Source organism: Bordetella pertussis 18323 (assembly GCF_000306945.1).
Classification (GTDB): domain Bacteria; phylum Pseudomonadota; class Gammaproteobacteria; order Burkholderiales; family Burkholderiaceae_B; genus Bordetella; species Bordetella pertussis.
Window position 1 is genome coordinate 3,897,611 of sequence record NC_018518.1, and the last position, 23,728, is coordinate 3,921,338.

Genomic DNA, 23,728 nt, shown 5'->3' on the forward strand with positions numbered 1-23,728 from the left:
GTCCCGACGCGTGGTGGGGCTGCTTGGCGTCGCGAGGACTTAGCGCTGATAAACGATATCGGCGCGGCGGTTCTCGGCGAAATCAGCCTCGCTCGAACCCGTCGCCTTCGGCTTTTCCTTGCCGAAACTAATGGTTTCGATCTGGTTGTCCGACACACCCAGCAGGGTCATCATGCGACGGACAGCGTCGGCACGGCGTTGGCCCAGTGCGAGGTTGTACTCGGCGCCGCCGCGTTCGTCGGTATTGCCTTCGATCTTGATGCGCTGCTGGTTGTTCGAAGCCAGGTAGCGGGCGTGGGTTTCGACCAGGCCGCGATACTGTTCCGACACCGTATAGCTGTCGAAGTCAAAGTACACCGAGCGCTGTTGCGCCAGAATGCTTTGCGGGTTGAAGGGATCCAGGATCTGGCCGGAGGCCGAACCCTGGCCGGAGCCTCCAGCTTGACCTGCCTTGTCGTCGAGAGGGACGGAACTGCAGGCTGCCAGCGTGGCGGCCAGCGCAGCTATGGTTAGGCTTTTGGCAATGCGCGACTTCATGATAGTTCCTTTGCAAAGAGAGTCACACGTGTTAACGGGTAAAAGGGCCCCACGTTGGTTCACGTATTTCCCCGTTCAGGACGGACAAGGTCTGCCGCACGCGCCCATCGCTCGAGACACCGGCAAGCACGCTACGACCATTCTGGATTGCGGCGTAGAGCACTTGCATGCCGTTGGGCGCGAAACTGGGAGACTGATCGTCACGACCGTCAGTCAGCAGCGTTTCGGATCCTGAGGACAGGTTGAGCGAAGCGATACGAAACGCGCCGTCGCGTCTTGCAACGTACAGCAGCGTCGATCCATCGGGGGAAATTCGGGGTGAAATGTTGTAACCACCATTAAACGTCAGGCGGCGGGCATCTCCACCATCCAGGCCGGTCTGGTAGATTTGCGGCCCACCACTGCGGTCACTGGTAAAGATAATGGAACGGCCGTCGGGCGTAAAGTTCGGCTCGGTGTCGATGCCCGGAGAGCGCGTAATACGGCGCATATTCGAGCCGCCGCCGGCGCTAACGATGTAAATTTGCGACAAACCATCGCGGGTCAGCGCCACCGCCAGCTGGCTGCCATCGGGCGACCACGCGGGCGCGCTGTTGTTGCCCTTGAAGTTGGCCACCGGAATGCGCGCGCTGGTTGCCAGCGTGTGCACGTAGACCACCGGCTTGCCCGACTCGAAACTCACGTAGGCCAGCCGCGAGCCATCGGGCGACCAGCTGGGCGAAATGATGGGCTCGCGCGAGCGCAGGGCGACCTGCGGATTCTGGCCGTCGGCGTCGGCGACCTGCAGCTCGTAGGTGCTGCCGCGCTTGAGCACGTAGGCGATGCGGGTCGAGAACACGCCGCGCACGCCGGTGATCTTCTCGTAGATGCGGTCGGCGATCTGGTGCGCCACGCGGCGCAGCTCCTGCTCCGTCCCCGAGAACGCCACGCCGTCGAGCTGGCCTTTCTTGACCGTGTCGGCCAGGCGGTAGCGCACGTCGTAGCGGCCGTCGGGGCCGCGGGTGATGCTGCCGTAGGCCAGGAAGTCGGCGCCCTTGGCGCGCCAGTCGTCGTGGGCGACCTGCGAGTCCACATTCAGGCCGGAGCCGGCCGCGTTGATCAGGCGGAACTGGCCGGTGCGGGTCAGGTCGGCGCGGATCACTTCGGCAAGCGCGCGTCCGTGCGTGTCGTCGACCGCGAAGTCGGCGATCGCCACCGGGTACTGCGTGGCGCCGGTGCCGGAAATGTCCACGCGCAACTGCGCCTGGGCGGGTTGCCAGGCCAGCATCGCTGCCAGCAGCAGAATGAGCGCGGCGCCGTAGGTGCGCAGGAACCCCGTCAGGTCTGCGCGGCGGAAGGCGGGTGTCATAGCGGGCAATCTCCTGTCAATCGTACATGCGGTACACAACATCGATAATGGGCTCGTAGCGGCCGGTCGATGGTTTGGGGAAAGGGTTGCAGCGGCGGATGCCGGTTTCGACCGCCCGGTCGAAACCCGGGTTGCCCGAAGAACTGGTCAGCGTGACACCATTGACCTTCCCATCAGAACCCAACTGTACCCGGTATTGTGCCGTGGGATTGGCCGAGCCGGCGCGCGGCGGCGGCGGATAGGCCACGCCTGGCTGCACGCAGGCGCGCACCTTGGCGCCATAGCCGCTGTCGCGTCCGCCGCCGGCCTGGTTGCGGTCGGCCGTGCCGCCCGGGATGCCGGCCGCGCCCAGGGCGTCGTTGCGGAAGGCATCGCGCAGGGCCTTGTCGGCGGCGGCCTTCTTGGCGGCCTCTTCCTTGGCTTTCTTCTCGGCGGCCGCCTTCTCGGCAGCGGCTTTCTCGGCGGCCGCCTTCTTGGCCGCCTCTTCCTTGGCTTTTTTCTCGGCCTCGGCTTTCTTCTCGGCCTCGGCCTTCTTGGCGGCCTCTTCCTTGGCCTTCTTCTCGGCGGCCTGCTTCTCGGCGGCGGCCTTCTCCGCCGCGGCTTTCTCGGCCGCGCGGCGCTCCTGTTCGAGGCGTTGCTTTTCCTTCAGCTCGGCCTGGCGGCGCTCTTCTTCCAGGCGCGCCTTTTCCTTGGCGGCCTCGGCGGCCTGGCGGGCCTTTTCTTCCTGCTCGCGCTTCTTGCGCGCTTCTTCCAGCGCGATCTCCGGGTCCGGCTGTTCCTTGGGCTGGACTTCCGGCTGCGGCGGAGGGGGGGGCGGAGGGGGCGGCGGCGGTTCGGGCTCCGGCTCGGGCTCCGGCTCGGGCTCGGGCTCGGGCTCGGGCTGCGGTTGCGGTTCAGGTTCCGGCTGCGGTTCCGGCTTGGGCTGCGGCTTGACTTCGTCGGGCGGCGGGTTGACTGGCGAGTCGCCGTCGGCCCACAGTTCGACCTGCACCGGCCCGGGGTTTTCCGAACGCCAGTTCACACCGAAGATCAGCACCAGCAACAGCAGCAGGTGCACCAGTACCGCCAGGCCCAGGGCCTTGCGGTTGTCCTGGGTGGCGGGCGAGGGAGGCGCCGAACGGTCGCTTCGAATAAGGGGTGGGGTCATGTGTCTTGCTGTGCCGGCTTGTCCGCAAGCGGCGCGTTAGCGTTTCCGGGCAGGTTGCTGCGTCTCGGCGCCGGCGCCCTGGTCGACCAGCAGGCCCAGGCGCGTGATGCCGCTGGAACGCAATTCGTCCATGACTTTCACCACCGACTCGTACGGCACCTTGCCGTCGGCGGCGATCACCACCGGCGTTTCGGCGGTAATGCGCGAACGGACCTGGTTGACCAGCTCGGTGCGCGCGATGTCCTGGGGCGTGGCGCCCGGCTCGCGCATGCGCAAGGCAATCTTGCCGTCTTCCGAAATCTGCACTTCCAGCGGCTTGGCCGGCACATCGGCGGCCTGCCCCACCGAGGGCAGCTCGATCAGCCCCGGCGTGATCAGGGGCGCGGTGACCATGAAGATCACCAGCAGCACCAGCATGACGTCGATATAGGGCACGACGTTGATGTCGGCCTTCATGCGGCGGCCGGCCCGGCCGTTGGAGCGTACCGAAGGCATTAGCGCACCTGCCGCTGCAGAATGTTCAGGAACTCGTCGACGAAGCTGTCGAACCGGATCGACAGGCGGTCGATGTCGTTGGTGAAGCGGTTATAGGCCACCACGGCGGGGATGGCCGCGAACAGGCCGATGGCCGTGGCGATCAGGGCCTCGGCGATGCCGGGCGCCACCGCGGCCAGCGTGGCCTGCTGCATGTTCGACAGGCCGATGAAGGCGTGCATGATGCCCCACACCGTGCCCAGCAGGCCGATGTACGGGCTGACCGAGCCCGCCGAGGCGAGGAAGTTCAGGTGCGATTCGAGAGAGTCCATTTCGCGCTGGTAGGCCGCGCGCATGGCCCGGCGCGGGCCATCGAGCACCGCGTTGACGTCGCCGGCGGCGCTGGTGCGGCGCGCCTTGAGGAATTCGGTCATGCCGGCGTCGAAAATGCGCGCCAGGGCGCCCTGTTCGTCGCGGCGGGTGGCCACCGCCTGTTGCAGCATGGCCAGGTCGCCGCCCGACCAGAAGTCGTCCTCGAAGCGGCGGGTCTGCTGGTGCGCCCGCTTGATTGCCAGGCGCTTGGCGAAAATATAGGTCCAGGACATGATCGAGATGCCCAGCAGCAGCAGCATGATCAACTGAACCGGCACGCTGGCGTGGGAGATCAGCGAAAGCAACGACATGTCGTTGGTGACTTGCATGTTTATTCCTGAATCTGGATGAATTTCAGTTTTGCGCGAATATCGTCCGGCAGTTCGGCCGGACGCATACGGATCGAATCGACGCAGCAGATTTGGATGTTGCCCTGGGCAAGCAGTTCCCCATTGCGCTCGGCGCGCTGCGCGAAGTGTATCGAAGCCCGGCCGATTCGTGTAATCCGGCTGCGTATGGTAATCAGGTCGTCCAGCCGGGCGGGCTTGCGGTAGGACATGTCCAGCGAGTGGACACCGAACAGGCGGTGCTCGCGCTCGGCGAGGTCCGACTGGTTCACGCCCAGGCCACGCAGCCATTCGGTGCGGGCCCGTTCCAGGAACTTCAGGTAGTTGGCGTAGAAGACGACTCCGCCGGCGTCCGTGTCTTCATAGTAGACACGGATATCCAGCACGGATTCGGAGAACTTCGGGTCGGTCACGATCGATAGGAGCCCTGTGGCTGCCGGGGCGGGCTGGCGCCCGCCCTGGGGACTATAGCAAGTCGAGTTTGGCCAGCGTCTGCGCCAGGGCCTGGTCCACCGGGACCTTGGCCGCCTCGGCTTCGCGGCGGGCCTGCAATTCCACCACACCCTCGTTCAGGCCGCGTTCTCCAACTGTTACGCGCAGGGGCACGCCGATCAGCTCCCATTCGGCGAACATGACGCCCGGACGGCTGTCGCGGTCGTCGAGCATGACGTCCACGCCGCGCGCGCGCAGCGCCTCGTACAGCGCCAGCGCGGTGTCACGAACAGTTTCACTTTTGCCCCAGCCCACCGGGCAGATCACCACCTCGTAGGGGGCGATGGCGCGCGGCCAGATGATGCCGCGGGCGTCGTGGTTCTGCTCGATGGCCGCGCCCACGATGCGGGTGACGCCGATCCCGTAGCAGCCCATCTGCAGCACGGCCGGCTTGCCGTTGTCGTCCAGGAAAGTGGCCTTGAGCGCTTCCGAGTACTTGGTGCCCAGGAAGAACACGTGGCCGACCTCGATGCCGCGCTGGATGGACAGGGCGCCCTTGCCGTCGGGCGAGGGGTCGCCCTCGACCACGTTGCGCAGGTCCGCGACCAGCTCGGGTTCGGGCAGGTCGCGGCCCCAGTTGGCGCCCTGGTAGTGGTAGTCCTCGCGGTTGGCGCCACAGACGAAGTCGGCCATGTTGGCGACTGTGCGGTCGGCCACCACGTGCACCGGCCTGGCCGTCTTGATCGGGCCCAGGTAACCGGGCTTGCAGCCGAAATGGTCGAGGATTTCCGTCTCGGTGGCGAAGCGGAAGCCGGCCAGCCCGGGCAGCTTGCCCGCCTTGATTTCGTTGAGTTCGTGATCGCCGCGCAGCAGCAACAGCCAGACCTGCGCCGGCCCCTCGGGCTGGTCGACGGCCAGCACGATGGATTTGATGGTGCGCGCCAGCGGCAGGTCCAGCAGCTTGGCCACGTCCTCGCACTTGGCCGCGCCGGGCGTGGGCACCGCCTCCAGGTCTTGGCCGGGAGCGGCGCGGGTGGCCAGCAGGGCGGGCGCTTCGGCCAGCTCGATATTGGCGGCGTAGTCCGACTCGGGGTTGTACACGATCAGGTCCTCGCCGGTGTCGGCGATGACCTGGAACTCATGGCTGCGCGATCCGCCGATCGAGCCGGTGTCGGCCGCCACGGCGCGGAACTCCAGGCCCAGGCGCTGGAAAATGCGCTGGTAGGCGGCGTACATGATGTCGTAGCTGCGCTGGGCGCCGGCCTCGTCGCGGTCGAACGAGTAGGCGTCCTTCATGGTGAACTCGCGCCCGCGCATCAACCCGAAGCGGGGGCGGCGTTCGTCGCGGAACTTGGTCTGGATATGGTAGAAGTTCAGCGGCAGCTGGCGGTAGCTCTGGATCTCGTTGCGCGCGATGTCCGTGATCACTTCTTCCGAGGTCGGCTGCAGGACGAAATCGCGCTGGTGGCGGTCCTTGATGCGCAGCAGCTCCGCGCCGTACTGTTCCCAGCGGCCGGACTCCATCCAGAGTTCGGCCGGCTGCACCACCGGCATCAGCAGCTCGATGGCGCCGGCTGCGTTCATTTCCTCGCGGACAATGCCCTCGATCTTACGGATGACCTTCAGCCCCAGCGGCATGTAGGTGTAGATTCCGCCCGCCAGCTTGCGAATCATGCCGGCCCGCGTCATCAACTGGTGGCTGGCGATCTCGGCCTCGGCAGGGGCTTCTTTCAAAGTGTTCAGGTGGTACTTGGAGGCGCGCATAGTTAAAGGTGGCAGCAGATACGTATAATCGACCGTAATTGTATTGAATTCGGTGGGGGTGGCCCATGCTTGATCGCGAAGGCTACCGTCCCAATGTCGGCATCATTCTCGTAAACGGTAAAAACGAGGTCTTCTGGGGCAAGCGAATCCGGGAACATGCCTGGCAGTTCCCGCAGGGTGGCATCAAGTACGGCGAAAGCCCGGTGCAGGCCATGTATCGCGAACTCCATGAAGAGGTGGGCTTGAAGCCCGAGCATGTCCGCATTTTGGGGCGTACACGTGATTGGTTGCGTTATAACGTGCCGGATCACTTCGTCCGGCGAGAGTGGCGTGGCCACTATAAAGGACAAAAGCAGATCTGGTTCCTGTTGCGCCTGGTAGGGCGCGACAGCGACGTATGCCTGCGCGCCACGCAGCACCCGGAATTCGACGCCTGGCGCTGGAGCCAGTATTGGGTGCCCCTGGACGCGGTCATCGAGTTCAAGCGCGACGTCTATACGCAGGCCCTGAACGAGCTGGCTGTCATTCTATTCCGCCGGCACCACGAAACGCGCTATCTGCGCCAGCGGGTGCATGGGCCGCGTTCGACCGACAGCCCGTCCTCCGAGACGGATGGCCATGCGCATATTGCTGGTTGAAGACGAGCGCGACATGGCGGCCTGGCTGATGCGGGCGCTGGCGCAGAGCGGGTTCACGCCCGACCACGCGCCGGACGCCCGTACGGCCGAAGGCCTGATGGTGGGCAACGAATATGATGCGGTGGTCATGGACCTGCGCCTGCCCGACAAGCACGGGCTGGTGCTGCTGCGCGAAATGCGCAACCGGGACGACCGTACGCCGGTGCTGCTGCTGACCGCCCAGGGCGCGCTGCAGGACCGGGTGCGCGGGCTCAATCTCGGCGCCGACGATTTCCTGACCAAGCCGTTCGCGCTCGAAGAGCTGGAGGCCCGCCTGACCGCCCTGGTGCGGCGCAGCCGCGGCCGGCAGCCCCCCCGCCTGCAATGCGGCTCGCTGTCGTACGACGGCGAAAGCCGCGCCTTCACCCTGGACGGTGCGCTGCTGTTCCTGACGCCGCGCGAGCATGCCGCCCTGGCGGCGCTGCTGACCCGCAGCGGCTATCCGGTCGACAAGTCGCAGCTTTTCGGCAAAGTGTTCACGCACGAAAGCGAGGCCAATCCCGACGCCATCGAAGTGGTGCTGCACCGCCTGCGCAAGAAACTGACGGGCAGCGACGTGCGCATCGTCACGGTGCGCGGCCTGGGATACATGCTGGAAAGCACCGTCAGTGAATCCTCCGAAAGCTGAGCGTTCGCGCGCATCGTCGCGCACGCCGCTGGTGGGCCCGGGCGCTGCTCATCTCGCTGTTGCTGCCGGGCGTGGTGGTATTGCTGGTCATCGACAGCTGGAACGACTACCGCACCCTGGCGGCCATCACCAACGAAGCCTATGACTCGGCGCTGCTGGAGCCGGCGCGCGTGCTGGAGAGCAGCCTGGAGTTCGCGGCCGACGGCACGCTGCAGGTGGCGACGCCGCTGTACGCCCAGGTCATGCTCGAGTCCAAGGGCGGGACAGCGAAACGACGCATCTACGCCATTTGCAGCGCCCTTAGCGTAAATTTGGCGGACTCCGAATACGGGCCGCCAGGACCTGCGGAGGTCATATGTGCGGCCGCATCGCCCAGAAGTCAGCGCCTGAAGACTACGTCGAGATCCTCTGGCCGAATGCGCGGCTGATCTTCGATGACGTGGCAGGGCCGCGGTACAACATCCCGCCCGGCACCAGGCCGCTGACGATGCACCGGCTGGTAGACCAGGCCGAGGCGCTGGCCAGACTGCCCTGGGGATACAAGCCGCACGGCTCCCGGTTCTTCATGGTCAACGCCAAGCTGGAGACGATCGAGCGCCACGGCTGGCCCTGGAAGCTGATGATCGGGGTCGGCCGCATCCTGGTACCGGCCGACGGCTGGTACGAATGGAGGGCGCTCGATAGCGGCCCGAAGCCAGCCAAGCAGTCCTACTACATCCATGGCGACGCCCCGCTACTCTTCGCAGGTCTGAGCGCGTGGCGCCGCGGTGCCGAGCTGGACGAGGCCCACGGCTTTGCCATCGTCACGAACGACGCCCTGGGCGGCATGGTCGACGTGCACGACCGGCGCCCGGTGGCGCTGCCGCCTGAGCTGGCCAGAGAATGGGTGGACCCGGCAACGCCAGTGGCCAGGGCAAAGGAGATCCTACGCGCCGGCCTGCCCGAAACGGCCTTTTCGTGGTACCCAGTCCGGCAGGAAGTCGGATCCAGTAAATACCAGCTGCCCGATGCTGTCGACCCGCTATGACGGCGGCTACCGTGCCGCCTGTTGCTCATACAGCGCCTGAGCAGCCGCGAGCGTAGCGCGAGATCCGACCAGGGTGCCGACATCTCCCCGGCTCTGCCAGAGTTCATGTCGGTATCCGCCATCGACCCAGACCCGACAGATCGTCCAGCCCGGCGGGCCGGACCAGTAGTAATCGTCCCTCTGCTGCCAAGCCGCCGCATCCACCATGATCCGCCCCCTTCTCGGCCAGAAACGGGGCCAAGTTGAACGGATTCTATGCTCGCATACACTGTATGTCCATACAGTTTTTTTGGGCCACAATTGGCCTTCGAGCATGACCGAGTTTCAATTTGAGCTGGTCGCGCGCCTACTCGGCACGCCCGGGCCTGCACGCGCGGCGGCGCGCCGGCGGCTACTACCAGGGCATCATCATTGAGCAGCTGGTGAAAGCCAGCCGCTTTCAGGCTGGCGACCGCGTGCTGTTCGGCGAGGATCAGGTGCAGGCGCCGGCGACCGAAGCCGATCGCGCGCGCCGGCCGATACGAACGCCCCGCCGCTACCGGGGGTGGTGATGCCTTTCCGCGCCCCCCTCACCCACGACGAGCTGCGCGCCATCCGCGAGCGCCAGCCCTGGAACCCCGACGTGCTGACCCTCCTATGGGAGGTCAAGCGCCTGCGCTCGATGATGCTGCGCGCCTATCAGCTCTCGGGCGAATTCCACCGGCCTGTCGGCGTCCTCGCCAACTGCTACGACGAATACATGGCTCAGCTGGTGGTCGAGCCCTGTGTGCTCGAGCGCGACGCAGACGTGGCCGAGATGCTGAACGCGCCGGCCCAGCCTCGCAAGGGCTAAGGGCGCACGTTGCCGCGCACCGCCTCGTAGGCGCGTTCGCAGGTCAATCCGGCGATGCGGGCACGGTCCGCAACTCCTGCAAGCGCTTCAGCTCGGCCGCTAACCCTGCTGAGCATGTAGGCAAGCAGATCGACGGCGCTGGCCCCTGTCGGGCTTCCATCGGCAGCATCGGGATCTCGGGCGACTGCGGCGCGAGCCAGCGCGTTTGCGTGGGTGCGCAGCCGGTCACGCTCAGCACGAGCGCCAACAGCATTAGCGGCCGCAGCGGCGGCCAATTCTTGAGCGTCATCACGAGCTTTCTCCACAGCGGCAGTGCGCCGCCTGCCCTCCTCTCGAACCGCTTCGAGTGCGGCAACGGTGGCCTGCGCTTGGCGGTCGCGCTCCAGCGCGAAAGCCGCCGCCTGGCGGGCGATTGCGGCATCCTTGCGCCAGCCCTGCGCAGTCCAAGCTGCACCAGCAGCCAACGCAGCGCTGAGCAACGCCACGACCGCAGAGCGCCGCCAAGCGCCCACTACAGCCCTGAGAGACATAGCGCTCGCTCCTCCAACCGGCGGTTGCGCAGGCCCTGAACGAAGCGCTTGCGCCCCCGTTGATCGGTGACATAGGACCAAACCGGCGCGCCGTCGGGCGCGTTGGCCAGGGCATTGCATCCCTCGGCCAGCCTGCCAGCATTGATCAGGCCCACGGCACGGCTGGCGCAGGTGGACGGTACTCCGAAGTTATGCGCGTGGCTGCTGAGTGCGTCGAAGATCGGCTGGCTGATGGCGACGTTGATGCACCGAGCCAGCTGAAGCTGGCCCTTGCTCACCACCATGCGCTCGACCTCCGCGCAGCGCTCGGGCGACCAATAGTCGCCCACGACGACAGGGTACGGGCTGGTGTGCTTGGTGACCCCCTTGCACATCGTCGGCAGACCGCGCGCGAGTCTGTCGGCATACACGACTTGCTGCCCCTGCCCCTCCCAACGGCCCAAAAAATCCATCAATCTGACCGACGCCAGAACCAGCACCCCAGATGCAACAAGGGCGGCAACGCCGCCCTTTATTCTTCTTCCAGGTCGCATGATTCTTCATCCTCGTGCTGCTTCCTGGTGGCTGCAACCGTCCGTGCTATTCGCAGATGTTGCCACTTAAACCACAAGTTAACTAACAGGCCCACAACAGCAACTGCCGCACCCACGAGGGCGGCAAATTCATTGGCGGATAGTCCGAAAATCACGGCCCACCCGCTACCGACATACGTGACGTTCGCCGCCACTTTATCCACGATTGGCTGTGGCTCCATGGCTTCACTCCAAAACCGTCGCGCCATCATTGACAATCATCCGATGCGGCAGCGCATAACCATGCTTGTCCAGTGCGGCCCCTGCTCGCACCTTTATCAATCCGTTGCGCCCGAAGGCCAACGGGTGTCCTATCCGTACCGTTCCCGACTCGACAGTCGTTGTACCGATATAAGTATTTGCCCCGCTCACCGTCAAAATCACATCTGAATCCAAAGCGTAAGTCAGAAACACATACTCTTGAATGCCAACCAGTGAGATTGCAGCACACCCGTACCCGATCTCGCTCTCAGCCGTAGCAATCTCCTGGCTACGCGCTTCAATGATGTCAAAGTCCAGCCCCAGCTGTGAACCCTCAACATAGCGCGCATACATTACACCGGCCTTGATACCATCACGGTCGTCGTAGAAGCGCACCTTGACCGCCTTCGTATACTGGCCCGCCACGATCTGCAGCTGTACCTCCTTCTGATCGTCGATTTTCCGAAAGTGAAAAACTTGCGCCCGGCGCCCGCTCCCTACCGAGGTGCCTCCCATCCAGGCATCGGACACACCCGTAAGTTCGGCTACCGAAGAAAACCGCGCCACCAGCTTCCCATCTGGCAAAGCAGGCAAGTAGCCCTTGACACGACGAGCCGGCCCTCCGGCCAAAGGGCCAGACAGGCTCTCATCCCCCCTGCCACCGCTGATCCGTGCCTGCGTGCCAAGCGAAAGCGGAGCTCGTGTGTCGAACGGCTTACCGTCAAGTAGCAACCGACTGGCATGCCCTCCACTCTGTAGAGTCGAATCGGCCCACAGACATACACCAACCCCTATCATCAGACCTCCCCCGTGATATCCGTTGCCGTGGTGCCGGTCGAGAACACTCGCACGACACGCAAAGGATGTCGCCCAGCAGCCAGCGCGGCATAGGTGTGTTCCGTACCGTCGGCGAAGCGCACTCGCATGGATCCCGCCGCTCCAAGGTACAAGGCTCGCGTCACTTCACGAAGGTCTTGCGTATCGCTCGGAGTGACGGCGAAGGCGCTATTGACAGGCCCACCTAAGCTCGGCTGATACAGGATAAAGCGATCTTTCATCATGCTTCACTCTCAACACAAAAAAAGCCCCCTATGGGCCCGTTCATTCATTGGATTTCGGGTACCTATGCTTCACTGCCTTGCACTGATCGATCCAGCGAGCCACCTCATCGGGCAACGGCACGCCTGCCACCTGCAGCGCAGCCGCCAGCTTCATGGCAGCATCCAGCTGGTCACCAATAGGTGGGTATGCACGCGCACGGCGCTCAACGTGAGACGCCTTATAGCTGATCTTCTGCATGCTCAATCGTCCCTACCCAGTCCTTGTATGGCCAGCGCTTTACTGTGATCTGGTGTGTCCCCTCCTCCCCAAACTCCAGCTCCACGCGGCTGTCCGTCACCTCGTAGTAGCCGTCCTGGCCGATCATCAGATCCGCCGGCGCCTCGGGCGTGGCCGGCACGCCTGATAGCACCAGGCCACGCCGAGTGATAGGGCTCGCTGGACGCGGCACTACCTTTCCATCGACCACCATGTAGTGATCGGGGCTGTACAGATCGTCTACTTCCAGGACCTGCAGCCCCATCGAACGCGCATCAGCCTGCGTACGGTGGGCCTGACCTTTTGTGGCCTGGTGAATGCGTCCGATCTGGTCGTACATAACAAAATTCCCCATGCGGGGCTTAACAAATCCACTCATCTCATCACCGCTGGATCGCCAGTACTGCTACGCGGCCGCTTATGTAGTACGTACCATCGACAGGATGTCTGGCTTTGATCGAACAAGAGATCGTTTTCCCCTCCGGCAAGGTATCGCTGATCCAGGTAATCATGGCAACCCCATCGGGAGGATTCGACAAAGCATTCGGGATGATCTCTCCGTCGATGGAAACAATGGTGTTACGCCCAAATGGAAACCGTCCTCCCGATTGCGCGTACTGCATAAAGACTACTACCGAACCGCCATAAGGCAGGTACAAGCTACCGATCGCGACAGTCGCCAACTCCGATCCCCCTCGCCACAAAGACTTGGAGATGATGCTGTGAGAGCCTGTCACAACAGCACCAGATGCGAGGCGCAGCGTATCGACCTGCGCAACACCTATATGGGCAGTCTTGACGTAGGCCGTGGTGAAGCTGGCCAGCTTCGCTATCAGAGAATTGGCGTTGATCCGATCGGCGCTCATGACACCAGCCACGATCTTGCCCACGTCCAGGCTCTCGACCTGCGCGCTCTTAATCCACGCCTTCCCGATGAACGCTTGGTTCAAGAAGGTCTGCCCGTTCTGGATCACGAAGGGGCTCGATACCTTCCCGTTGGCTAGGTTCAGAAAGGCGAAGCGATCAGCCAGGAAGTACACCGACGTTTGAACCTGCCCACCTTCGCCGGCATAAGCACCGAGCGCCATGCCAGCCGCGTATACCTTGCCGTCTTGGGCGACCTGCGCCTGGACAGACCAGGTGGCCCGCAGACGTCCATCTAGGTGTGAAGATTCAATAGGTTGTATGCATGGTTCATCCGAACCGGATTTGAGAAACTGGAAATCGCCACCCCCCCAGTTCACTCAAGGAGCCCGGCCGGATGAACACCCATAAGCATGCCCGATTGACCTTCCTACGTCGACTCGAAATGGTCCAGCAATTGATCGCCCATCAAGTTTGTGTGCCTGAAGCGGCCCGCGCCCATGGGGTCACCGCGCCGACTGTGCGCAAATGGCTGGGCCGCTTCCTGGCTCAGGGCCAGGCGGGCTTGGCCGATGCGTCCTCGCGCCCGACGGTCTCGCCCCGAGCGATTGCGCCGGCCAAGGCGCTGGCTATCGTGGAGCTGCGCCGCAAGCGGCTGACCCAAGCGCGCATCGCCCAGGCGCTGGGCGTGTCAGCCAGCACCGTCAGCCGCGTCCTGGCCCGCGCCGGTCTGTCGCACCTGGCCGACCTGGAGCCGGCCGAGCCGGTGGTGCGCTACGAGCATCAGGCCCCCGGCGATCTGCTGCACATCGACATCAAGAAGCTGGGACGTATCCAGCGCCCTGGCCACCGGGTCACGGGCAACCGACGCGATACCGTTGAGGGGGCCGGCTGGGACTTCGTCTTCGTGGCCATCGATGACCACGCCCGCGTGGCCTTCACCGACATCCACCCCGACGAGCGCTTCCCCAGCGCCGTCCAGTTCCTCAAGGACGCAGTGGCCTACTACCAGCGCCTGGGCGTGACCATCCAGCGCTTGCTCACCGACAATGGCTCGGCCTTTCGCAGCCGCGCCTTCGCCGCGCTGTGCCATGAGCTGGGCATCAAGCACCGCTTTACCCGACCTTACCGCCCACAGACCAATGGCAAGGCCGAACGCTTCATCCAGTCGGCCTTGCGTGAGTGGGCTTACGCTCACACCTACCAGAACTCCCAACACCGAGCCGATGCCATGAAATCCTGGCTACACCACTACAACTGGCATCGACCCCACCAAGGCATCGGGCGCGCTGTACCCATCTCCAGACTCAACCTGGACGAATACAACCTATTGACAGTTCACAGCTAGCGCCTGGGCGGTCTGGAACATGACGCTGCGCGCCTGCTCGGCGCGCATGGCCATCTTGGCCAGTTGCCGGCGCATCAGCGGCATGTCGATCAGGCGCTTGCCGAAGGCGCACCGCTGCTGGGCGAAGAACACCGCCTCGGTCAGCGCGCGGCGCATCAGGCCGGCGGCGCGCATGCCGTTGGACAGGCGCGAGTTGTTGATCATGTCGGCCATGTGCTTGAATCCCTGGCCGCGCTGGCCGACCAGCCATGCCAGCGCGCCTTCCAGGCGGATTTCGCCGCTGGCCATCGAGCGCGTGCCCAGCTTGTCCTTCAGGCGCAGGATGCGGTAGTGGTTGGGGCTGCCGTCGGGCAGGCGGCGCGGCAGCAGGAACAGCGACACGCCGCGCAGGCCTGCGTCCGGCTCGCTGCGCGCCAGCACCATGGCAAAGCCGGCATCCGGGTTGGAGCAGAACCACTTGTCGCCATGCAGCGCCCAGCGCCCGTCGGCCTGCGCCTGGGCGGTCACCGTGGTGGCGCTGACGTCCGAGCCGGCGCCTTGTTCGGTCATGAACATGGCGCCTTGCTGCAGCTGGTCGAAATCCTGCGTGATGACTTGCGGCAAGACCTGTTCCACCAGCGCGGGGTCGCCGAACTTGCGCAGCGTGCGCGCCAGCGAGTCCGTCATGCTGACCGGGCAGCACAGGCCGAATTCGGCCTGCACGAACAGATGGCTGAGCGCGTACTTGGCCGCGGCGGGCATGGGGTCCGGCCAGCCGAGCACGCCGCCGCGATGCGACAGGGCCGCCAGGCCGAACTCGCTGTAGGCCAGGCGCTCCAGCTCCACATAGGCGGGATGCTTGTCGATGCGCGATTCGTCCGTGCCGGTGCGGTGCCGCACCGACAGCGTGGGCGGGTGGCGGTCGGCCGTCATGGCCAGTTCGTCCATGCGGCCGCCGGCCAGCGCGCCCAGGCGATCCAGGTGCGGCAACAGGTGGTCGCAGAGATCGGCGGGCAGGTAGCAGCGCGCCAGGCCGGCCGCATACGGATCGGCGCGGAACAGGTTCAGGCCGCGCGCGTCGGGCACCGGGCTGGCCGCCGTGGCGGACGTGTCGGTGGAGGAAAGCGTATCCATGGTGTCTCCCTTGCCGGATTCTTTGCCGCCATGGTCGCCCGTTCGATATATCTATACAAATATCGTTTTGGTGTAGAACAATACAATTAAAGTATGAATAGGAGGAGGCATGGACCTGGAGCCCCGTTTGCTGCGCTATTTCATCGCCGTGGCGCAGGAGCGCAATTTCAGCCGCGCCGCCCAGCGCCTGCATATCTCGCAGCCGCCGCTGAGCTACGCCATCCGCCAGCTGGAAATCCAGCTGGGCGCGCGCCTGTTCGAGCGTTCCAGCCGCCATGTGGCGCTGACCGACGCCGGCCGCGTGCTCTATGGCGAAGCGCTGTCGCTGCTGCGCCAGGGCGAGGAGGTGGGGCGGCTGGTGCGGCGCGCCGAGGCCGGGCTGCAAGGCCGCCTGCGCATCGGCTTCGTGGGGTCCATGCTGTACCGGGGCCTGCCCGACCTGCTGGCGGCCTTGCGCGCCGAACTGCCCGATGTGGAGCAGGTGCTGGCCGAGCGCAATTCGCACGACCAGCTCGAGGCGCTACGGTGCGGCGAGCTCGACCTGGGTTTCATCCATGCCAATCCGCCGCCCGAGGGTGTGAGCGCGCGCGACCTGGTGGCCGAGCCGTTCGTCGTCTGCCTGCCCGACACGCACCGCCTGGCAGGCCAGCGTTCGCTGCGCCTGGCCGACCTGGCCGGGGAGGATTTCGTGTTCTTCGCGCAGGCCGCCTCGCCCAGCTATTACGAGACGGTGTTGTCGCTGTGCGTGGCGGCCGGCTTTCACCCGGCGGTGCGCCACGAGGTGCGGCATTGGCTCAGCGTCGCGGCGCTGGTGGCCAGCGGGTTGGGGGTGTCCATCGTGCCGGCGTGCCTGGCGCGGGCCGGGCTGGCCGGCACCTGCTATGTGGCGTTCGAGCACCAGGCGCGCTCGGTGTGCCAGATCGCCTGGCCCAGCCTGGCGCCCACGTCCCTGCAGGCAACGGCCTTGCAGGCGGCCTTGCGCCATTTCGCGCCGCCGCCCGTGCGCGCCTAGTTCAGCGGAACACGACGGTCTTGCTGCGGTTGAGCAGGATGCGGTGCTCGACGTGGCTGCGTACCGCGCGCGACAGCACCAGCGATTCGATGTCGCTGCCCACCTGGGTCAGGTCGGCGGCCGTCATGGTGTGGTCCACGCGCTCGATGTCCTGCTCGATGATGGGGCCTTCGTCCAGGTCGGAGGTCACGTAGTGCGCGGTGGCGCCGATGATCTTGACGCCGCGCGCGTGCGCCTGGTGATAGGGGCGCGCGCCCTTGAAGCTGGGCAGGAAGCTGTGGTGGATGTTGATGGCGCGCCCGGCCAGCGCCTGGCACATGTCGGCCGACAGGATCTGCATGTAGCGCGCCAGCACCACCAGGTCGATCTGCTCGCGTTCCACCAGCTCCAGCACCTGGCGCTCCTGCGCGGCCTTGGTGTCGGGCGTGACGGGCATATGGTGGAACGGGATGCCGTATGACGCCGCCAGGCTGGCATAGTCGTTGTGGTTGGACACGATGGCGGCCACTTCGGCGCGCAGCTGGCCGCTGCTGACGCGAAACAGCAGGTCGTTCAGGCAGTGGCCCTGCTTGCTCACCATGATGAGCAGGCGCGCCTTGCGATGCGCGTCGTGGATCTGCCATTGCATGTCGTAGCCGTTGGCCAGCGCCGCGAACTGCTCGCGCAGCGCGCTTTCGGCCGCTGCGCGCGGCAGGTCGAAGTGCACGCGCAGGAAGAAGCGCCCCGTCTCTTCGTCGCCGAACTGCTGCGAATCCCGGATGTTGCACCCCAGTTCGAACAGCAGGCCGCTGACGCGGAACACGATGCCGGTGCGGTCGGGGCAGGACAGGGTCAGGATGTAGTCGTTGTGCTGCATGGTCGGAGAATATGGGGCAGGGGTTGGTACGGGCCGGCCGGCGCGCTCAGGCGGCCAGGCGGGCCAGGGTTTCTTCGGCGATGGCCAGGCTGGCCGTCAGCCCGGGCGATTCGATGCCGTACAGGTTGACCAGGCCGGCCACGCCATGGCTGGCGGGGCCGGCGATGGCGAAGTCGGCGGCCGGTTCGTGCGGGCCGGAGATCTTCGGGCGGATGCCAGTGTAGCCGGGCGCCAGCGCGCCGTCGGGCAGGGCCGGCCAGTAGCTGCGCACGGCGGCGTAGAAGACGTCGGCGCGGCGCGGGTCCAACGTGTAGTCTTCGGTGGCTATCCACTCGGTATCGGGACCGAATTTGGCCTGTCCGCCCAGGTCCAGCGTCAGGTGCACCCCCAGCCCGGCATGCTGGGGGACGGGGTAGATGAGGCGCGAGAACGGCGCCCGGCCGGCCAGCGTGAAATAGCTGCCCTTGCACAGGTATTCGGGCGGAATGCTGTCCCGCGGTATGCCCTCGATGCGGCGCGCCAGGCCGGGGGCGTGCAGGCCCGCGGCATTGATCAGCACCCGGCAGCTCAGCGTCATGGGCTCGGCGCCGCCGAAATCCAGCTCGAAGCCGCCCTCGGGGCGCACCCGGCCGGCTATCAGCGGAGTATGGAAAACCAATTGCGCGCCGTCGCTCTCGGCGTCGCCCTGATAGGCCAGCATCAGCGCGTGGCTGTCGACGATGCCCGTGGACGGCGATACCAGGGCCGCCGTACAGTGCAGCGCCGGCTCCAGCCGGCGCGCGGCGGCGCCGTCGATGTGCTGCAGGTCGTCGACGCCGTTGGCGCCGGCGCGCCGCGCGATGCTGTCGAGCTGGCTGGCTTCCGCGTCGGAGGTGGCGACGATCAGCTTGCCCAGCCGCTGGTGCGGCACGCCGCGCGCGGCGCAGTATTCGTACAGCAGGTGCTTGCCGCGCACGCACAGGCGCGCCTTGAGGCTGTCGGCCGGATAGTAGATGCCGGCGTGGATGACTTCCGAATTGCGCGAACTGGTGCCGGTGCCGATGCCCTCGGCCGCTTCGGCCACCAGGACCTCATGGCCGCCGGCGGCCAGGGCGCGCGCGATGGCCAGGCCGACCACGCCGGCGCCGATGACGATGCAATCGATGTCGGTGCTCATGGAGATTCTCTCAGCTGGAAGCGCCGCCATGCGGCGGCGTGAGATCGAAGCCGCCCGCGTGGAACACCAGCGGCGGCACGCCGCTGTGCCCGCAGTGCTCGACCTGCCCGACCATGATGATGTGGTCGCCTTCTTCGTAGCGGCTGCGGTTGCGGCACTCGAACCAGGCGGCGCAGCCTTCGCCCAGCATGGGCGTGCCGGCCGGCGCCTGCGCCAGCGTCAGCCCGGCGAAGCGCTCGGGCGTCTTGCCGGTGGCGAAGCGGCGCGCCAGCGCGATCTGGCTGGCCGAGAGCACGTTGACCACATAGCGCTGGCAGCGCTCGAAGGCCGCCAGCGAGGACGAGGTGCGCGCCAGGCTCCACAGGATCAGCGGCGGGTTGAGCGACACCGAGTTGAACGAGCTGACGGTCAGCCCGACAGGCTGGCCGTCCGGCCCGGCCGTGGTGGCGACCGTGACGCCGGTGGCGAAACGGCCCAGCGCGGTGCGGAAGAAGGCGGCGTCAAAGGCGGGGGGGAAAGCTGCGGACATTCAGGCGGCGATGGCGGCAAAAGGGCGCGTCAGGGCGAGAGGCGATCGATGGTCCAGCCCTGTTTGCCGTCGGGCTCGTAGCGCAGCCGGTCATGCAGGCGCGACGGGCGGCCCTGCCAGAATTCGAAGCGGTTCGGCTTGAGGCGGTAGCCGCCCCAGTGCGGCGGACGCGGCGGATGCTCGCCGTAGCGGTCGCGGAACTCGCGCTCGCGCGCTTCCAGCTCGTCGCGGGTAATGGGCTGGCTCTGGCGCGAAGCCCAGGCGCCCAGGCGCGAGCCGAGCGGGCGGCTGTGGAAGTATTCGTCCGATTCGGCCGCGCTGACTTTCTCGATCACGCCTTCGATGCGCACCTGGCGCTCCAGCGGCTGCCAGAAGAACAGCAGGCTGGCGCGCGGGTTGGCGTCCAGGTCCAGGCCCTTGCGCGATTCGTAATTGGTGAAAAACACGAAGCCGGCGTCGTCGTAGCCCTTGATCAGCACGATGCGGGCGCTGGGCTGGCCCTCGGCGTTGACCGTGGCCAGGGTCATGGCGTTGGGTTCGGGCACCCGGGCCGCGACGGCTTCGTCGAACCAGCGCGCGAACTGCTGGAACGGCGAGGCGGCGGCCTGCTCTTCGACGAGAACGCCTTTTTCGTAACTCTGGCGCAGATCGGACACGGACATGGCTGTTGCGGAACCGGCTGGATGGAAGGCTGTCAGTGTACCGCCAACGCCGCGCCCGCGTGGGCGCGGCCCTATACGCCCAGCGGATGGACGTCGGCCTCCAGCTGGCGCGCGATCTGCTCCAGGCGCGCATCGCGGATGCCGGCCTGGCGCAGCGCCTGCGCCGTCTGCACCACGTACTCGGTGCAGGGGCCGTAGCGGCCCGAGGCGCGCCGCACGATGGCCAGCAGTTCGGGTTCGGGCAAGACGCGGATATAGGCCGGGTTGGCGCGGTTCATGATGAACACCAGCGCGTTGACCGGACCGTGCTCGGTGGCGCAGCGCAGCCAGCGCGGCAGATAGGCGCCGGTGGACATCTCGCGGTCCCACAGCGCGGGGAAGTAATCGGGCACCTGCCGGCCGGCCAGGCGGTAGACCACGCCGCGGCACGAGCCGCCGCGGTCCAGCCCGAACACCAGCCCGGGGCATTCCGGCGTGCCGCGGTTCACGCGCGACCACAGGCACAGCGCCCGGTGATGACCGTGCAGGGTGGCCAGCCTGCGCTCGACGAAATCGAAGTCGGGCCGCCAGATCAGCGATCCATAGCCGTATACCCAGACGTCTTCGCCGTCGCGCCATTCGCGCAGCGCGGTGTCGAGCGAGGCGCGCCGCTCCTCGGCAGTCCAGAGGCGAAAGGGCAGCGCGGCGGCGCCGTGCGGATCGTGCGGGGACGGAGGGGACTGCGTATTCACGAAGACTTGGAGGAATCGGATTCTTGCGGGGGATTGCGGTTGGCCCAGCCGCCCGCCACCAGGGCGAGCGCATAGGCCCAGAACAAGGGCGCCACGCCAATTACCGCACCGAGCGCGCCGAACGTCAACGGCAGCGATACCTGCGAGGCGTTGATCAGCGCCATGCGCAGGCCCACGGCCTCGGCTGCGCGGCCGGGCGGCGAATACTGGTGCAGCAGGGACAGCATACTCGGCTGGCAGCAACCCAGCGCCAGTCCCAGGACGAACGACAGGCCGATCAGCATGCCTACGTCGGTGAAAAACGGATAAAGCAGGAAATCGATGGCGGCGGTGGCCATGGCGGCGCGCACCAGCGTCCACGAGCGCACGCGCGTCTGGATGAACGGCAGAACCAGGCGGATGACGAACGTTGCCGCCGCGAAGGCGGCAAGTATGACGCCGATGGTGGTGGCGGACAGGCCGATCGCCACGCCGAAGATGGGCACCACGAACAAATGCGTATCCCAGGCCCCCGACAGGATGGTGTTGACCATCAGGATGCGGCGCAGCGGCGGCACTGCCAGCAGCTCGGTGATGCGGCGCCGCTCGGCGGGGCGGTTGCTGCCCCCGGTCAGCGCGCCGTTCATGGTGCGCAGCGGTTGGCGCAGCAGGTACAGGCCCACCAGCGACAGCATGGGGCCGAGCGCCAGCATGCCGAACGCCAGGCGCGTGCCCAGGTGGTCGATCGCCAGGCCGGCGATCAGCGGACCGGAGAACCCGGAGGCGGCCAGCGCCAGCGACATCCAGGAGAAGTTGCGCAGCCGCTCGCGCGGCTCGGCGTGTCCCAGCAGGTCCTGCGTCGCTACCTGATGCAGCATGAAGCCGATACCGATGCAACACGACGCCACCAGCAGCGCCGCCTGGGTTTGCGAGACGAAGGGCAGGGCCGTGCCGAAGGTGACCAGCGAGGAGCCGATCACCAGCGGCCGCACGACGCCGATCTTGTCCACCCAGCGCCCGGCATGCACCGAAGCGAACTAGGCAGCACGGCGAACACCGCCACCAGCATGCCGACCGTGAAGGTCGACAGGCCCAGTTTCAGGGCGGTCAGCGAGACGGTGATGCGTCCCCCGGTAAGGGCCATGTGATTGAGCATGGCCAGCAGGCACAGATACCCTGCTCCCGAAAGTTCGGGGCCATGGGTCGGGCGCGAGGGGGTAGGGTCGGAGGTAGACACGGCGTAACTGCTTTCATTCTGTCCCTAACTTCGGCCTATGTCGAGCAGCCCGCCTCGCGCGCTCCGGCGCGCATGGCGCGAGGTAGGCGGCCTGTATGGCGCAGGTGGCGGCCAGTTGGCGGCATTTGGCAGCAGTTGGCGCAAGCCTCGCCGTGGGCATGTCCTGGCCTGGCGGCGGCTTTCGGCGCGGTAATGTGTCGTATGTGCAACGTAACCGCCTCGGCGGCGAGTCCGGCCTATCGTCCCGCGTCGGGGCCGGCATGGGAAAATGGCGCCCATGAACTCTCAGCCTTCTGTGATCGCGCCGGCCTGCGAGGCCGATGCCGAACGCCGCTTCGGCGGCTTGGCCCGTCTGTATGGCCCGGATGCGCCGGCCGCCCTGCGCGGGGCCCATGTCGCGGTGGCGGGCCTGGGCGGCGTCGGCTCCTGGACCGCCGAAGCGTTGGCGCGTTGCGGCGTGGGCGCCCTGACCCTGATCGACCTGGACCATATCGCCGAATCCAACGTCAACCGCCAGATCCATGCGTTGTCGGACACGCTGGGGCAGGCCAAGATCGAGGCCATGGCGCAACGCATCGGCCAGATCAACCCGGCCTGCGCCGTGACCCGTGTCGACGAATTCGTCGCGCCCGATAACGTGATGCAAGTGCTGGGCGGTCCCTATGCCGCGATCGTCGACTGCACCGACCAGGCGGCGGCCAAGATCGCCATGATCCTGCACGCGCGCCAGCGCGGCGTGCCGCTGCTGCTGTGCGGCGGCGCCGGCGGCAAGACCGACCCGCTGGCGCTGCGCGCCGGCGACCTGTCCGAAGCCGTCAACGACGCGCTGCTGGCCAAGCTGCGCAACAAGCTGCGGCGCGAGCATGGCTTCCCCCGGGCCTCGGACGCCAACGGCAAGGTCCGCAAACGGGTGCCGCGCATGGGCGTGCGTGCCTTGTGGTTCGACCAGCCCGCCATCCTGCCCGACGCCTGGACCCGCGCCGTCGAGGGCGAGGACGATATGGGCGCGGCCGGGACCCGCGCGGCCCCCCAGGGCCTGTCGTGCGCCGGCTACGGCTCGGTCGTCACCGTGACCGCCGCCATGGGCCTGGCCGCGGCCAACGAAGTGCTGCGATGGGTGGTGGGCAAGCCGGGCGCTTGAGCAGTGGCGCCGGCGCGCCGGTACGCTGCGGTCAAGCGTGCTGGCGTATGACGGGGTGCCTGTCCCCGCTGGGACAGGCACCCGGATTCCTGCGGGAAGAGGCACCCCGGTAAGTTGGCGGGCGCCTGTCCCCATACGGGGACAGGCACGCCTTCTTATGGAAGGAGGTCGAATTCCATCCGCACCTTGTGGAAGGGGAATTCCAGGCGGGCGAAGTAGACGACGCGCGCGTCGATGCAGACGTAGCGGCGCAGTTCGGCCACCGGCGCGGATACGGGAATGCGCAGGACCTGGGCCGACGCGGCGCCGGCCTCGATGACGTTGAGCACCTGGCGCGCGTGGCTGAGCCGTGCCCGGTAGTGGCGGTCCAGCACGGGCGCGACGGTGCTGGCGCGGATCTCGGCGCGGTGCTTGCGGAACAGCGCGCTTTCCAGGTAGACCTCGCTGAAGCAGAACGGGCCGGCGGCGGCGGTGTGCAGGCGGCGCAGGTATTGGAAGCGGCCGTCGCGGGCGAAGTCGCAGGGTATGCCCAGGTCGTCGGGCAGCGGCTGCTGCGCACTGGATTCGTGCAGCGCCACGGTGCCCAGCTGCCTGCTCAGGGCCACGGTCTCGGCCCAGTTCTTGGGGATGAGCAGCGTGGGGGTTTCGGGCAGGGTGTCCTCGACGAAGGTGCCGCTGCCGCGCGAGCGGCGGATCAGGCCGTCGGCCTCCAGCAGGCCGAGCGCCTGCCGCACGGTCGAGCGGGCGATGCCGTAGCGGGCCGCCAGCGCATCCAGCGGCGGGATCTGCCGGCCGGGCCGCCAGACGCCGGTCTGGATGTGGCCGCGGAATACCGCCGCGGCTTGCAGGTACAGCGGCTGGGGACTGCGGGCAAAGAGCCGGGCGGCGGACATGG

Annotated in this window: 30 protein-coding genes and 3 pseudogenes; 9 read left to right on the forward strand and 24 right to left on the reverse strand. The window is 66.5% G+C overall.

What is annotated here, in order from left to right:
- Positions 1–39 precede the first annotated feature (39 nt).
- Genes pal through BN118_RS18575 form a run of 7 tightly spaced genes read right to left on the reverse strand, consistent with a single transcriptional unit; the run spans position 40 to position 6,421 of the window.
- Complete coding sequence (gene pal, locus BN118_RS18545; RefSeq protein ID WP_003814650.1) at positions 40–537, reverse strand: peptidoglycan-associated lipoprotein Pal; 498 nt, start codon at positions 535–537, stop codon at positions 40–42.
- A 31-nt stretch (positions 538–568) separates the two neighbouring features.
- Positions 569–1,885: a Tol-Pal system beta propeller repeat protein TolB gene (gene tolB, locus BN118_RS18550; RefSeq protein ID WP_010931417.1), complete on the reverse strand. Its 1,317-nt coding sequence runs from the start codon at positions 1,883–1,885 to the stop codon at positions 569–571.
- Between the two features lie 16 nt (positions 1,886–1,901).
- On the reverse strand, positions 1,902–3,032 hold the full coding sequence (gene tolA / locus BN118_RS18555) for a cell envelope integrity protein TolA (RefSeq protein ID WP_014906121.1): 1,131 nt from the start codon (positions 3,030–3,032) through the stop codon (positions 1,902–1,904).
- Between the two features lie 36 nt (positions 3,033–3,068).
- Positions 3,069–3,527, reverse strand: coding sequence for a protein TolR (gene tolR / locus BN118_RS18560; RefSeq protein ID WP_003814643.1), 459 nt, complete (start codon positions 3,525–3,527; stop codon positions 3,069–3,071).
- Positions 3,527–4,207, reverse strand: a complete 681-nt coding sequence (gene tolQ / locus BN118_RS18565) for a protein TolQ (protein ID WP_003814641.1) — start codon at positions 4,205–4,207, stop codon at positions 3,527–3,529. Before tolQ ends, tolR begins: the two co-directional genes overlap by 1 nt.
- Before the next feature lie 2 nt (positions 4,208–4,209).
- Positions 4,210–4,638: a tol-pal system-associated acyl-CoA thioesterase gene (ybgC, locus tag BN118_RS18570; RefSeq protein ID WP_010931419.1), complete on the reverse strand. Its 429-nt coding sequence runs from the start codon at positions 4,636–4,638 to the stop codon at positions 4,210–4,212.
- Between the two features lie 52 nt (positions 4,639–4,690).
- The gene (locus BN118_RS18575) at positions 4,691–6,421 is read right to left on the reverse strand and encodes a proline--tRNA ligase (RefSeq protein WP_003814636.1); all 1,731 of its coding nucleotides are present in this window, start codon (positions 6,419–6,421) and stop codon (positions 4,691–4,693) included.
- Between the two features lie 65 nt (positions 6,422–6,486).
- Between BN118_RS18575 and BN118_RS18580 the strand changes: the two genes are divergently transcribed.
- The 4 genes and pseudogenes from BN118_RS18580 (at position 6,487) to BN118_RS18595 (ending at position 8,753) form a co-directional block, all read left to right on the forward strand.
- Positions 6,487–7,059 (forward strand): RNA pyrophosphohydrolase, encoded by a 573-nt coding sequence (locus BN118_RS18580; RefSeq protein WP_003814635.1) that lies wholly within the window; start codon positions 6,487–6,489, stop codon positions 7,057–7,059.
- Positions 7,040–7,726 carry a response regulator gene (locus BN118_RS18585; RefSeq protein WP_010931420.1) on the forward strand — a complete coding sequence of 229 codons (687 nt, stop codon included), beginning with the start codon at positions 7,040–7,042 and terminating at the stop codon, positions 7,724–7,726. The genes BN118_RS18580 and BN118_RS18585 overlap by 20 nt, the downstream gene beginning before the upstream one ends.
- Positions 7,723–7,998 (forward strand): annotated as a pseudogene (locus BN118_RS18590) (sensor histidine kinase N-terminal domain-containing protein); the annotation flags it as partial. The gene BN118_RS18585 and the pseudogene BN118_RS18590, both read left to right, overlap by 4 nt.
- An 83-nt stretch (positions 7,999–8,081) precedes the next feature.
- Positions 8,082–8,753: an SOS response-associated peptidase gene (locus BN118_RS18595; RefSeq protein ID WP_010931421.1), complete on the forward strand. Its 672-nt coding sequence runs from the start codon at positions 8,082–8,084 to the stop codon at positions 8,751–8,753.
- Between the two features lie 6 nt (positions 8,754–8,759).
- Here the strand turns inward: BN118_RS18595 and BN118_RS21290 are convergent, their stop codons facing one another.
- Complete coding sequence (locus tag BN118_RS21290) at positions 8,760–8,960, reverse strand: hypothetical protein (protein WP_019247783.1); 201 nt, start codon at positions 8,958–8,960, stop codon at positions 8,760–8,762.
- A gap of 122 nt (positions 8,961–9,082) precedes the next feature.
- Between BN118_RS21290 and BN118_RS20440 the strand changes: the two genes are divergently transcribed.
- Both BN118_RS20440 and BN118_RS18605 read left to right on the forward strand, forming a co-directional pair.
- Positions 9,083–9,304 carry a hypothetical protein gene (locus BN118_RS20440; protein ID WP_010931422.1) on the forward strand — a complete coding sequence of 74 codons (222 nt, stop codon included), beginning with the start codon at positions 9,083–9,085 and terminating at the stop codon, positions 9,302–9,304.
- Entirely contained in the window at positions 9,304–9,585 is a 282-nt protein-coding gene (locus BN118_RS18605) for a hypothetical protein (RefSeq protein ID WP_010926433.1), read from the forward strand. The genes BN118_RS20440 and BN118_RS18605 overlap by 1 nt, the downstream gene beginning before the upstream one ends.
- Here BN118_RS18605 and BN118_RS18610 read toward each other — a convergent pair.
- The 8 genes from BN118_RS18610 to BN118_RS18640 are packed head-to-tail and all read right to left on the reverse strand — an operon-like array spanning position 9,582 to position 13,449.
- Positions 9,582–10,115 (reverse strand): DUF2514 family protein, encoded by a 534-nt coding sequence (locus BN118_RS18610; protein WP_080019457.1) that lies wholly within the window; start codon positions 10,113–10,115, stop codon positions 9,582–9,584. The genes BN118_RS18605 and BN118_RS18610 overlap by 4 nt on opposite strands.
- A complete protein-coding gene (locus BN118_RS18615) occupies positions 10,097–10,648 on the reverse strand; it encodes a lysozyme (RefSeq protein WP_010931424.1) in 552 nt (183 codons plus the stop codon). The genes BN118_RS18610 and BN118_RS18615 overlap by 19 nt, the downstream gene beginning before the upstream one ends.
- On the reverse strand, positions 10,627–10,869 hold the full coding sequence (locus BN118_RS18620) for a holin (RefSeq protein WP_010931425.1): 243 nt from the start codon (positions 10,867–10,869) through the stop codon (positions 10,627–10,629). The genes BN118_RS18615 and BN118_RS18620 overlap by 22 nt, the downstream gene beginning before the upstream one ends.
- Positions 10,870–10,873: 4 nt before the next feature.
- Entirely contained in the window at positions 10,874–11,686 is an 813-nt protein-coding gene (locus BN118_RS18625; RefSeq protein ID WP_010931426.1) for a hypothetical protein, read from the reverse strand.
- The gene (locus BN118_RS18630; protein WP_010926428.1) at positions 11,686–11,949 is read right to left on the reverse strand and encodes a spike base protein, RCAP_Rcc01079 family; all 264 of its coding nucleotides are present in this window, start codon (positions 11,947–11,949) and stop codon (positions 11,686–11,688) included. Before BN118_RS18630 ends, BN118_RS18625 begins: the two co-directional genes overlap by 1 nt.
- 40 nt (positions 11,950–11,989) lie before the next feature.
- Positions 11,990–12,187, reverse strand: coding sequence for a hypothetical protein (locus tag BN118_RS20020; RefSeq protein ID WP_126967226.1), 198 nt, complete (start codon positions 12,185–12,187; stop codon positions 11,990–11,992).
- Positions 12,168–12,584 carry a hypothetical protein gene (locus BN118_RS18635; RefSeq protein WP_010931428.1) on the reverse strand — a complete coding sequence of 139 codons (417 nt, stop codon included), beginning with the start codon at positions 12,582–12,584 and terminating at the stop codon, positions 12,168–12,170. The genes BN118_RS20020 and BN118_RS18635 overlap by 20 nt, the downstream gene beginning before the upstream one ends.
- A gap of 4 nt (positions 12,585–12,588) precedes the next feature.
- Complete coding sequence (locus BN118_RS18640; protein ID WP_167321123.1) at positions 12,589–13,449, reverse strand: DUF1983 domain-containing protein; 861 nt, start codon at positions 13,447–13,449, stop codon at positions 12,589–12,591.
- Between the two features lie 17 nt (positions 13,450–13,466).
- Here BN118_RS18640 and BN118_RS18645 point away from each other — a divergent pair, with 17 nt between their 5' ends.
- Positions 13,467–14,417 (forward strand): IS481-like element IS481 family transposase, encoded by a 951-nt coding sequence (locus BN118_RS18645; RefSeq protein WP_014905922.1) that lies wholly within the window; start codon positions 13,467–13,469, stop codon positions 14,415–14,417.
- Here the strand turns inward: BN118_RS18645 and BN118_RS18650 are convergent.
- Positions 14,412–15,530: pseudogene (locus tag BN118_RS18650) on the reverse strand (acyl-CoA dehydrogenase family protein); the annotation flags it as partial. The gene BN118_RS18645 and the pseudogene BN118_RS18650 sit on opposite strands and share 6 nt — an antisense overlap.
- A 109-nt stretch (positions 15,531–15,639) precedes the next feature.
- Here BN118_RS18650 and BN118_RS18655 point away from each other — a divergent pair.
- A complete protein-coding gene (locus BN118_RS18655; protein ID WP_014906122.1) occupies positions 15,640–16,542 on the forward strand; it encodes a LysR family transcriptional regulator in 903 nt (300 codons plus the stop codon).
- 1 nt (position 16,543) lies between these two features.
- Here the strand turns inward: BN118_RS18655 and purU are convergent, their stop codons facing one another.
- The 6 genes and pseudogenes from purU to BN118_RS18685 form a co-directional block, all read right to left on the reverse strand.
- Positions 16,544–17,398, reverse strand: a complete 855-nt coding sequence (gene purU / locus BN118_RS18660; RefSeq protein WP_003814312.1) for a formyltetrahydrofolate deformylase — start codon at positions 17,396–17,398, stop codon at positions 16,544–16,546.
- 46 nt (positions 17,399–17,444) lie between these two features.
- Positions 17,445–18,554 (reverse strand): NAD(P)/FAD-dependent oxidoreductase, encoded by a 1,110-nt coding sequence (locus tag BN118_RS18665; RefSeq protein ID WP_010931373.1) that lies wholly within the window; start codon positions 18,552–18,554, stop codon positions 17,445–17,447.
- 10 nt (positions 18,555–18,564) lie between these two features.
- Complete coding sequence (locus BN118_RS18670) at positions 18,565–19,083, reverse strand: flavin reductase family protein (RefSeq protein ID WP_010931372.1); 519 nt, start codon at positions 19,081–19,083, stop codon at positions 18,565–18,567.
- Positions 19,084–19,112: 29 nt separating this feature from the next.
- Positions 19,113–19,745 (reverse strand): pyridoxamine 5'-phosphate oxidase, encoded by a 633-nt coding sequence (pdxH, locus tag BN118_RS18675; RefSeq protein WP_003814302.1) that lies wholly within the window; start codon positions 19,743–19,745, stop codon positions 19,113–19,115.
- 71 nt (positions 19,746–19,816) lie between these two features.
- Positions 19,817–20,476 carry a gamma-glutamylcyclotransferase gene (locus BN118_RS18680; protein ID WP_014906123.1) on the reverse strand — a complete coding sequence of 220 codons (660 nt, stop codon included), beginning with the start codon at positions 20,474–20,476 and terminating at the stop codon, positions 19,817–19,819.
- Positions 20,473–21,692, reverse strand: a pseudogene (locus tag BN118_RS18685) (MFS transporter). The gene BN118_RS18680 and the pseudogene BN118_RS18685 overlap by 4 nt, the downstream one beginning before the upstream one ends.
- Before the next feature lie 268 nt (positions 21,693–21,960).
- Between BN118_RS18685 and BN118_RS18690 the strand changes: the two are divergent.
- Positions 21,961–22,833, forward strand: coding sequence for a tRNA threonylcarbamoyladenosine dehydratase (locus BN118_RS18690; RefSeq protein WP_019247745.1), 873 nt, complete (start codon positions 21,961–21,963; stop codon positions 22,831–22,833).
- 155 nt (positions 22,834–22,988) lie between these two features.
- Here BN118_RS18690 and BN118_RS18695 read toward each other — a convergent pair whose 3' ends face one another.
- Positions 22,989–23,726, reverse strand: a complete 738-nt coding sequence (locus BN118_RS18695) for a GntR family transcriptional regulator (RefSeq protein ID WP_010931370.1) — start codon at positions 23,724–23,726, stop codon at positions 22,989–22,991.
- Positions 23,727–23,728 lie beyond the last annotated feature (2 nt).

What these genes read in the sequence shown, in the direction of transcription:
- BN118_RS18690 (WP_019247745.1), top strand. Translation starts at nt 21,961, where the DNA reads ATGGCGCCCATGAACTCTCAGCCTTCTGTGATCGCGCCGGCCTGCGAG.
- BN118_RS18625 (WP_010931426.1), bottom strand. Translation starts at nt 11,686, where the DNA reads ATGATAGGGGTTGGTGTATGTCTGTGGGCCGATTCGACTCTACAGAGT.
- BN118_RS18595 (WP_010931421.1), top strand. Translation starts at nt 8,082, where the DNA reads ATGTGCGGCCGCATCGCCCAGAAGTCAGCGCCTGAAGACTACGTCGAG.
- BN118_RS18585 (WP_010931420.1), top strand. Translation starts at nt 7,040, where the DNA reads ATGCGCATATTGCTGGTTGAAGACGAGCGCGACATGGCGGCCTGGCTG.
- purU (WP_003814312.1), bottom strand. Translation starts at nt 17,398, where the DNA reads ATGCAGCACAACGACTACATCCTGACCCTGTCCTGCCCCGACCGCACC.
- BN118_RS20020 (WP_126967226.1), bottom strand. Translation starts at nt 12,187, where the DNA reads ATGCAGAAGATCAGCTATAAGGCGTCTCACGTTGAGCGCCGTGCGCGT.
- BN118_RS18645 (WP_014905922.1), top strand. Translation starts at nt 13,467, where the DNA reads ATGAACACCCATAAGCATGCCCGATTGACCTTCCTACGTCGACTCGAA.
- pdxH (WP_003814302.1), bottom strand. Translation starts at nt 19,745, where the DNA reads ATGTCCGTGTCCGATCTGCGCCAGAGTTACGAAAAAGGCGTTCTCGTC.
- BN118_RS21290 (WP_019247783.1), bottom strand. Translation starts at nt 8,960, where the DNA reads ATGGTGGATGCGGCGGCTTGGCAGCAGAGGGACGATTACTACTGGTCC.
- tolQ (WP_003814641.1), bottom strand. Translation starts at nt 4,207, where the DNA reads ATGCAAGTCACCAACGACATGTCGTTGCTTTCGCTGATCTCCCACGCC.
- pal (WP_003814650.1), bottom strand. Translation starts at nt 537, where the DNA reads ATGAAGTCGCGCATTGCCAAAAGCCTAACCATAGCTGCGCTGGCCGCC.
- BN118_RS18580 (WP_003814635.1), top strand. Translation starts at nt 6,487, where the DNA reads ATGCTTGATCGCGAAGGCTACCGTCCCAATGTCGGCATCATTCTCGTA.
- BN118_RS18575 (WP_003814636.1), bottom strand. Translation starts at nt 6,421, where the DNA reads ATGCGCGCCTCCAAGTACCACCTGAACACTTTGAAAGAAGCCCCTGCC.
- tolB (WP_010931417.1), bottom strand. Translation starts at nt 1,885, where the DNA reads ATGACACCCGCCTTCCGCCGCGCAGACCTGACGGGGTTCCTGCGCACC.
- BN118_RS18620 (WP_010931425.1), bottom strand. Translation starts at nt 10,869, where the DNA reads ATGGAGCCACAGCCAATCGTGGATAAAGTGGCGGCGAACGTCACGTAT.
- BN118_RS18670 (WP_010931372.1), bottom strand. Translation starts at nt 19,083, where the DNA reads ATGTCCGCAGCTTTCCCCCCCGCCTTTGACGCCGCCTTCTTCCGCACC.
- BN118_RS18630 (WP_010926428.1), bottom strand. Translation starts at nt 11,949, where the DNA reads ATGATGAAAGATCGCTTTATCCTGTATCAGCCGAGCTTAGGTGGGCCT.
- tolA (WP_014906121.1), bottom strand. Translation starts at nt 3,032, where the DNA reads ATGACCCCACCCCTTATTCGAAGCGACCGTTCGGCGCCTCCCTCGCCC.
- BN118_RS18695 (WP_010931370.1), bottom strand. Translation starts at nt 23,726, where the DNA reads ATGTCCGCCGCCCGGCTCTTTGCCCGCAGTCCCCAGCCGCTGTACCTG.
- BN118_RS18635 (WP_010931428.1), bottom strand. Translation starts at nt 12,584, where the DNA reads ATGAGTGGATTTGTTAAGCCCCGCATGGGGAATTTTGTTATGTACGAC.
- tolR (WP_003814643.1), bottom strand. Translation starts at nt 3,527, where the DNA reads ATGCCTTCGGTACGCTCCAACGGCCGGGCCGGCCGCCGCATGAAGGCC.
- BN118_RS18655 (WP_014906122.1), top strand. Translation starts at nt 15,640, where the DNA reads ATGGACCTGGAGCCCCGTTTGCTGCGCTATTTCATCGCCGTGGCGCAG.
- BN118_RS18665 (WP_010931373.1), bottom strand. Translation starts at nt 18,554, where the DNA reads ATGAGCACCGACATCGATTGCATCGTCATCGGCGCCGGCGTGGTCGGC.
- BN118_RS18605 (WP_010926433.1), top strand. Translation starts at nt 9,304, where the DNA reads ATGCCTTTCCGCGCCCCCCTCACCCACGACGAGCTGCGCGCCATCCGC.
- BN118_RS18615 (WP_010931424.1), bottom strand. Translation starts at nt 10,648, where the DNA reads ATGCGACCTGGAAGAAGAATAAAGGGCGGCGTTGCCGCCCTTGTTGCA.
- BN118_RS18610 (WP_080019457.1), bottom strand. Translation starts at nt 10,115, where the DNA reads ATGTCTCTCAGGGCTGTAGTGGGCGCTTGGCGGCGCTCTGCGGTCGTG.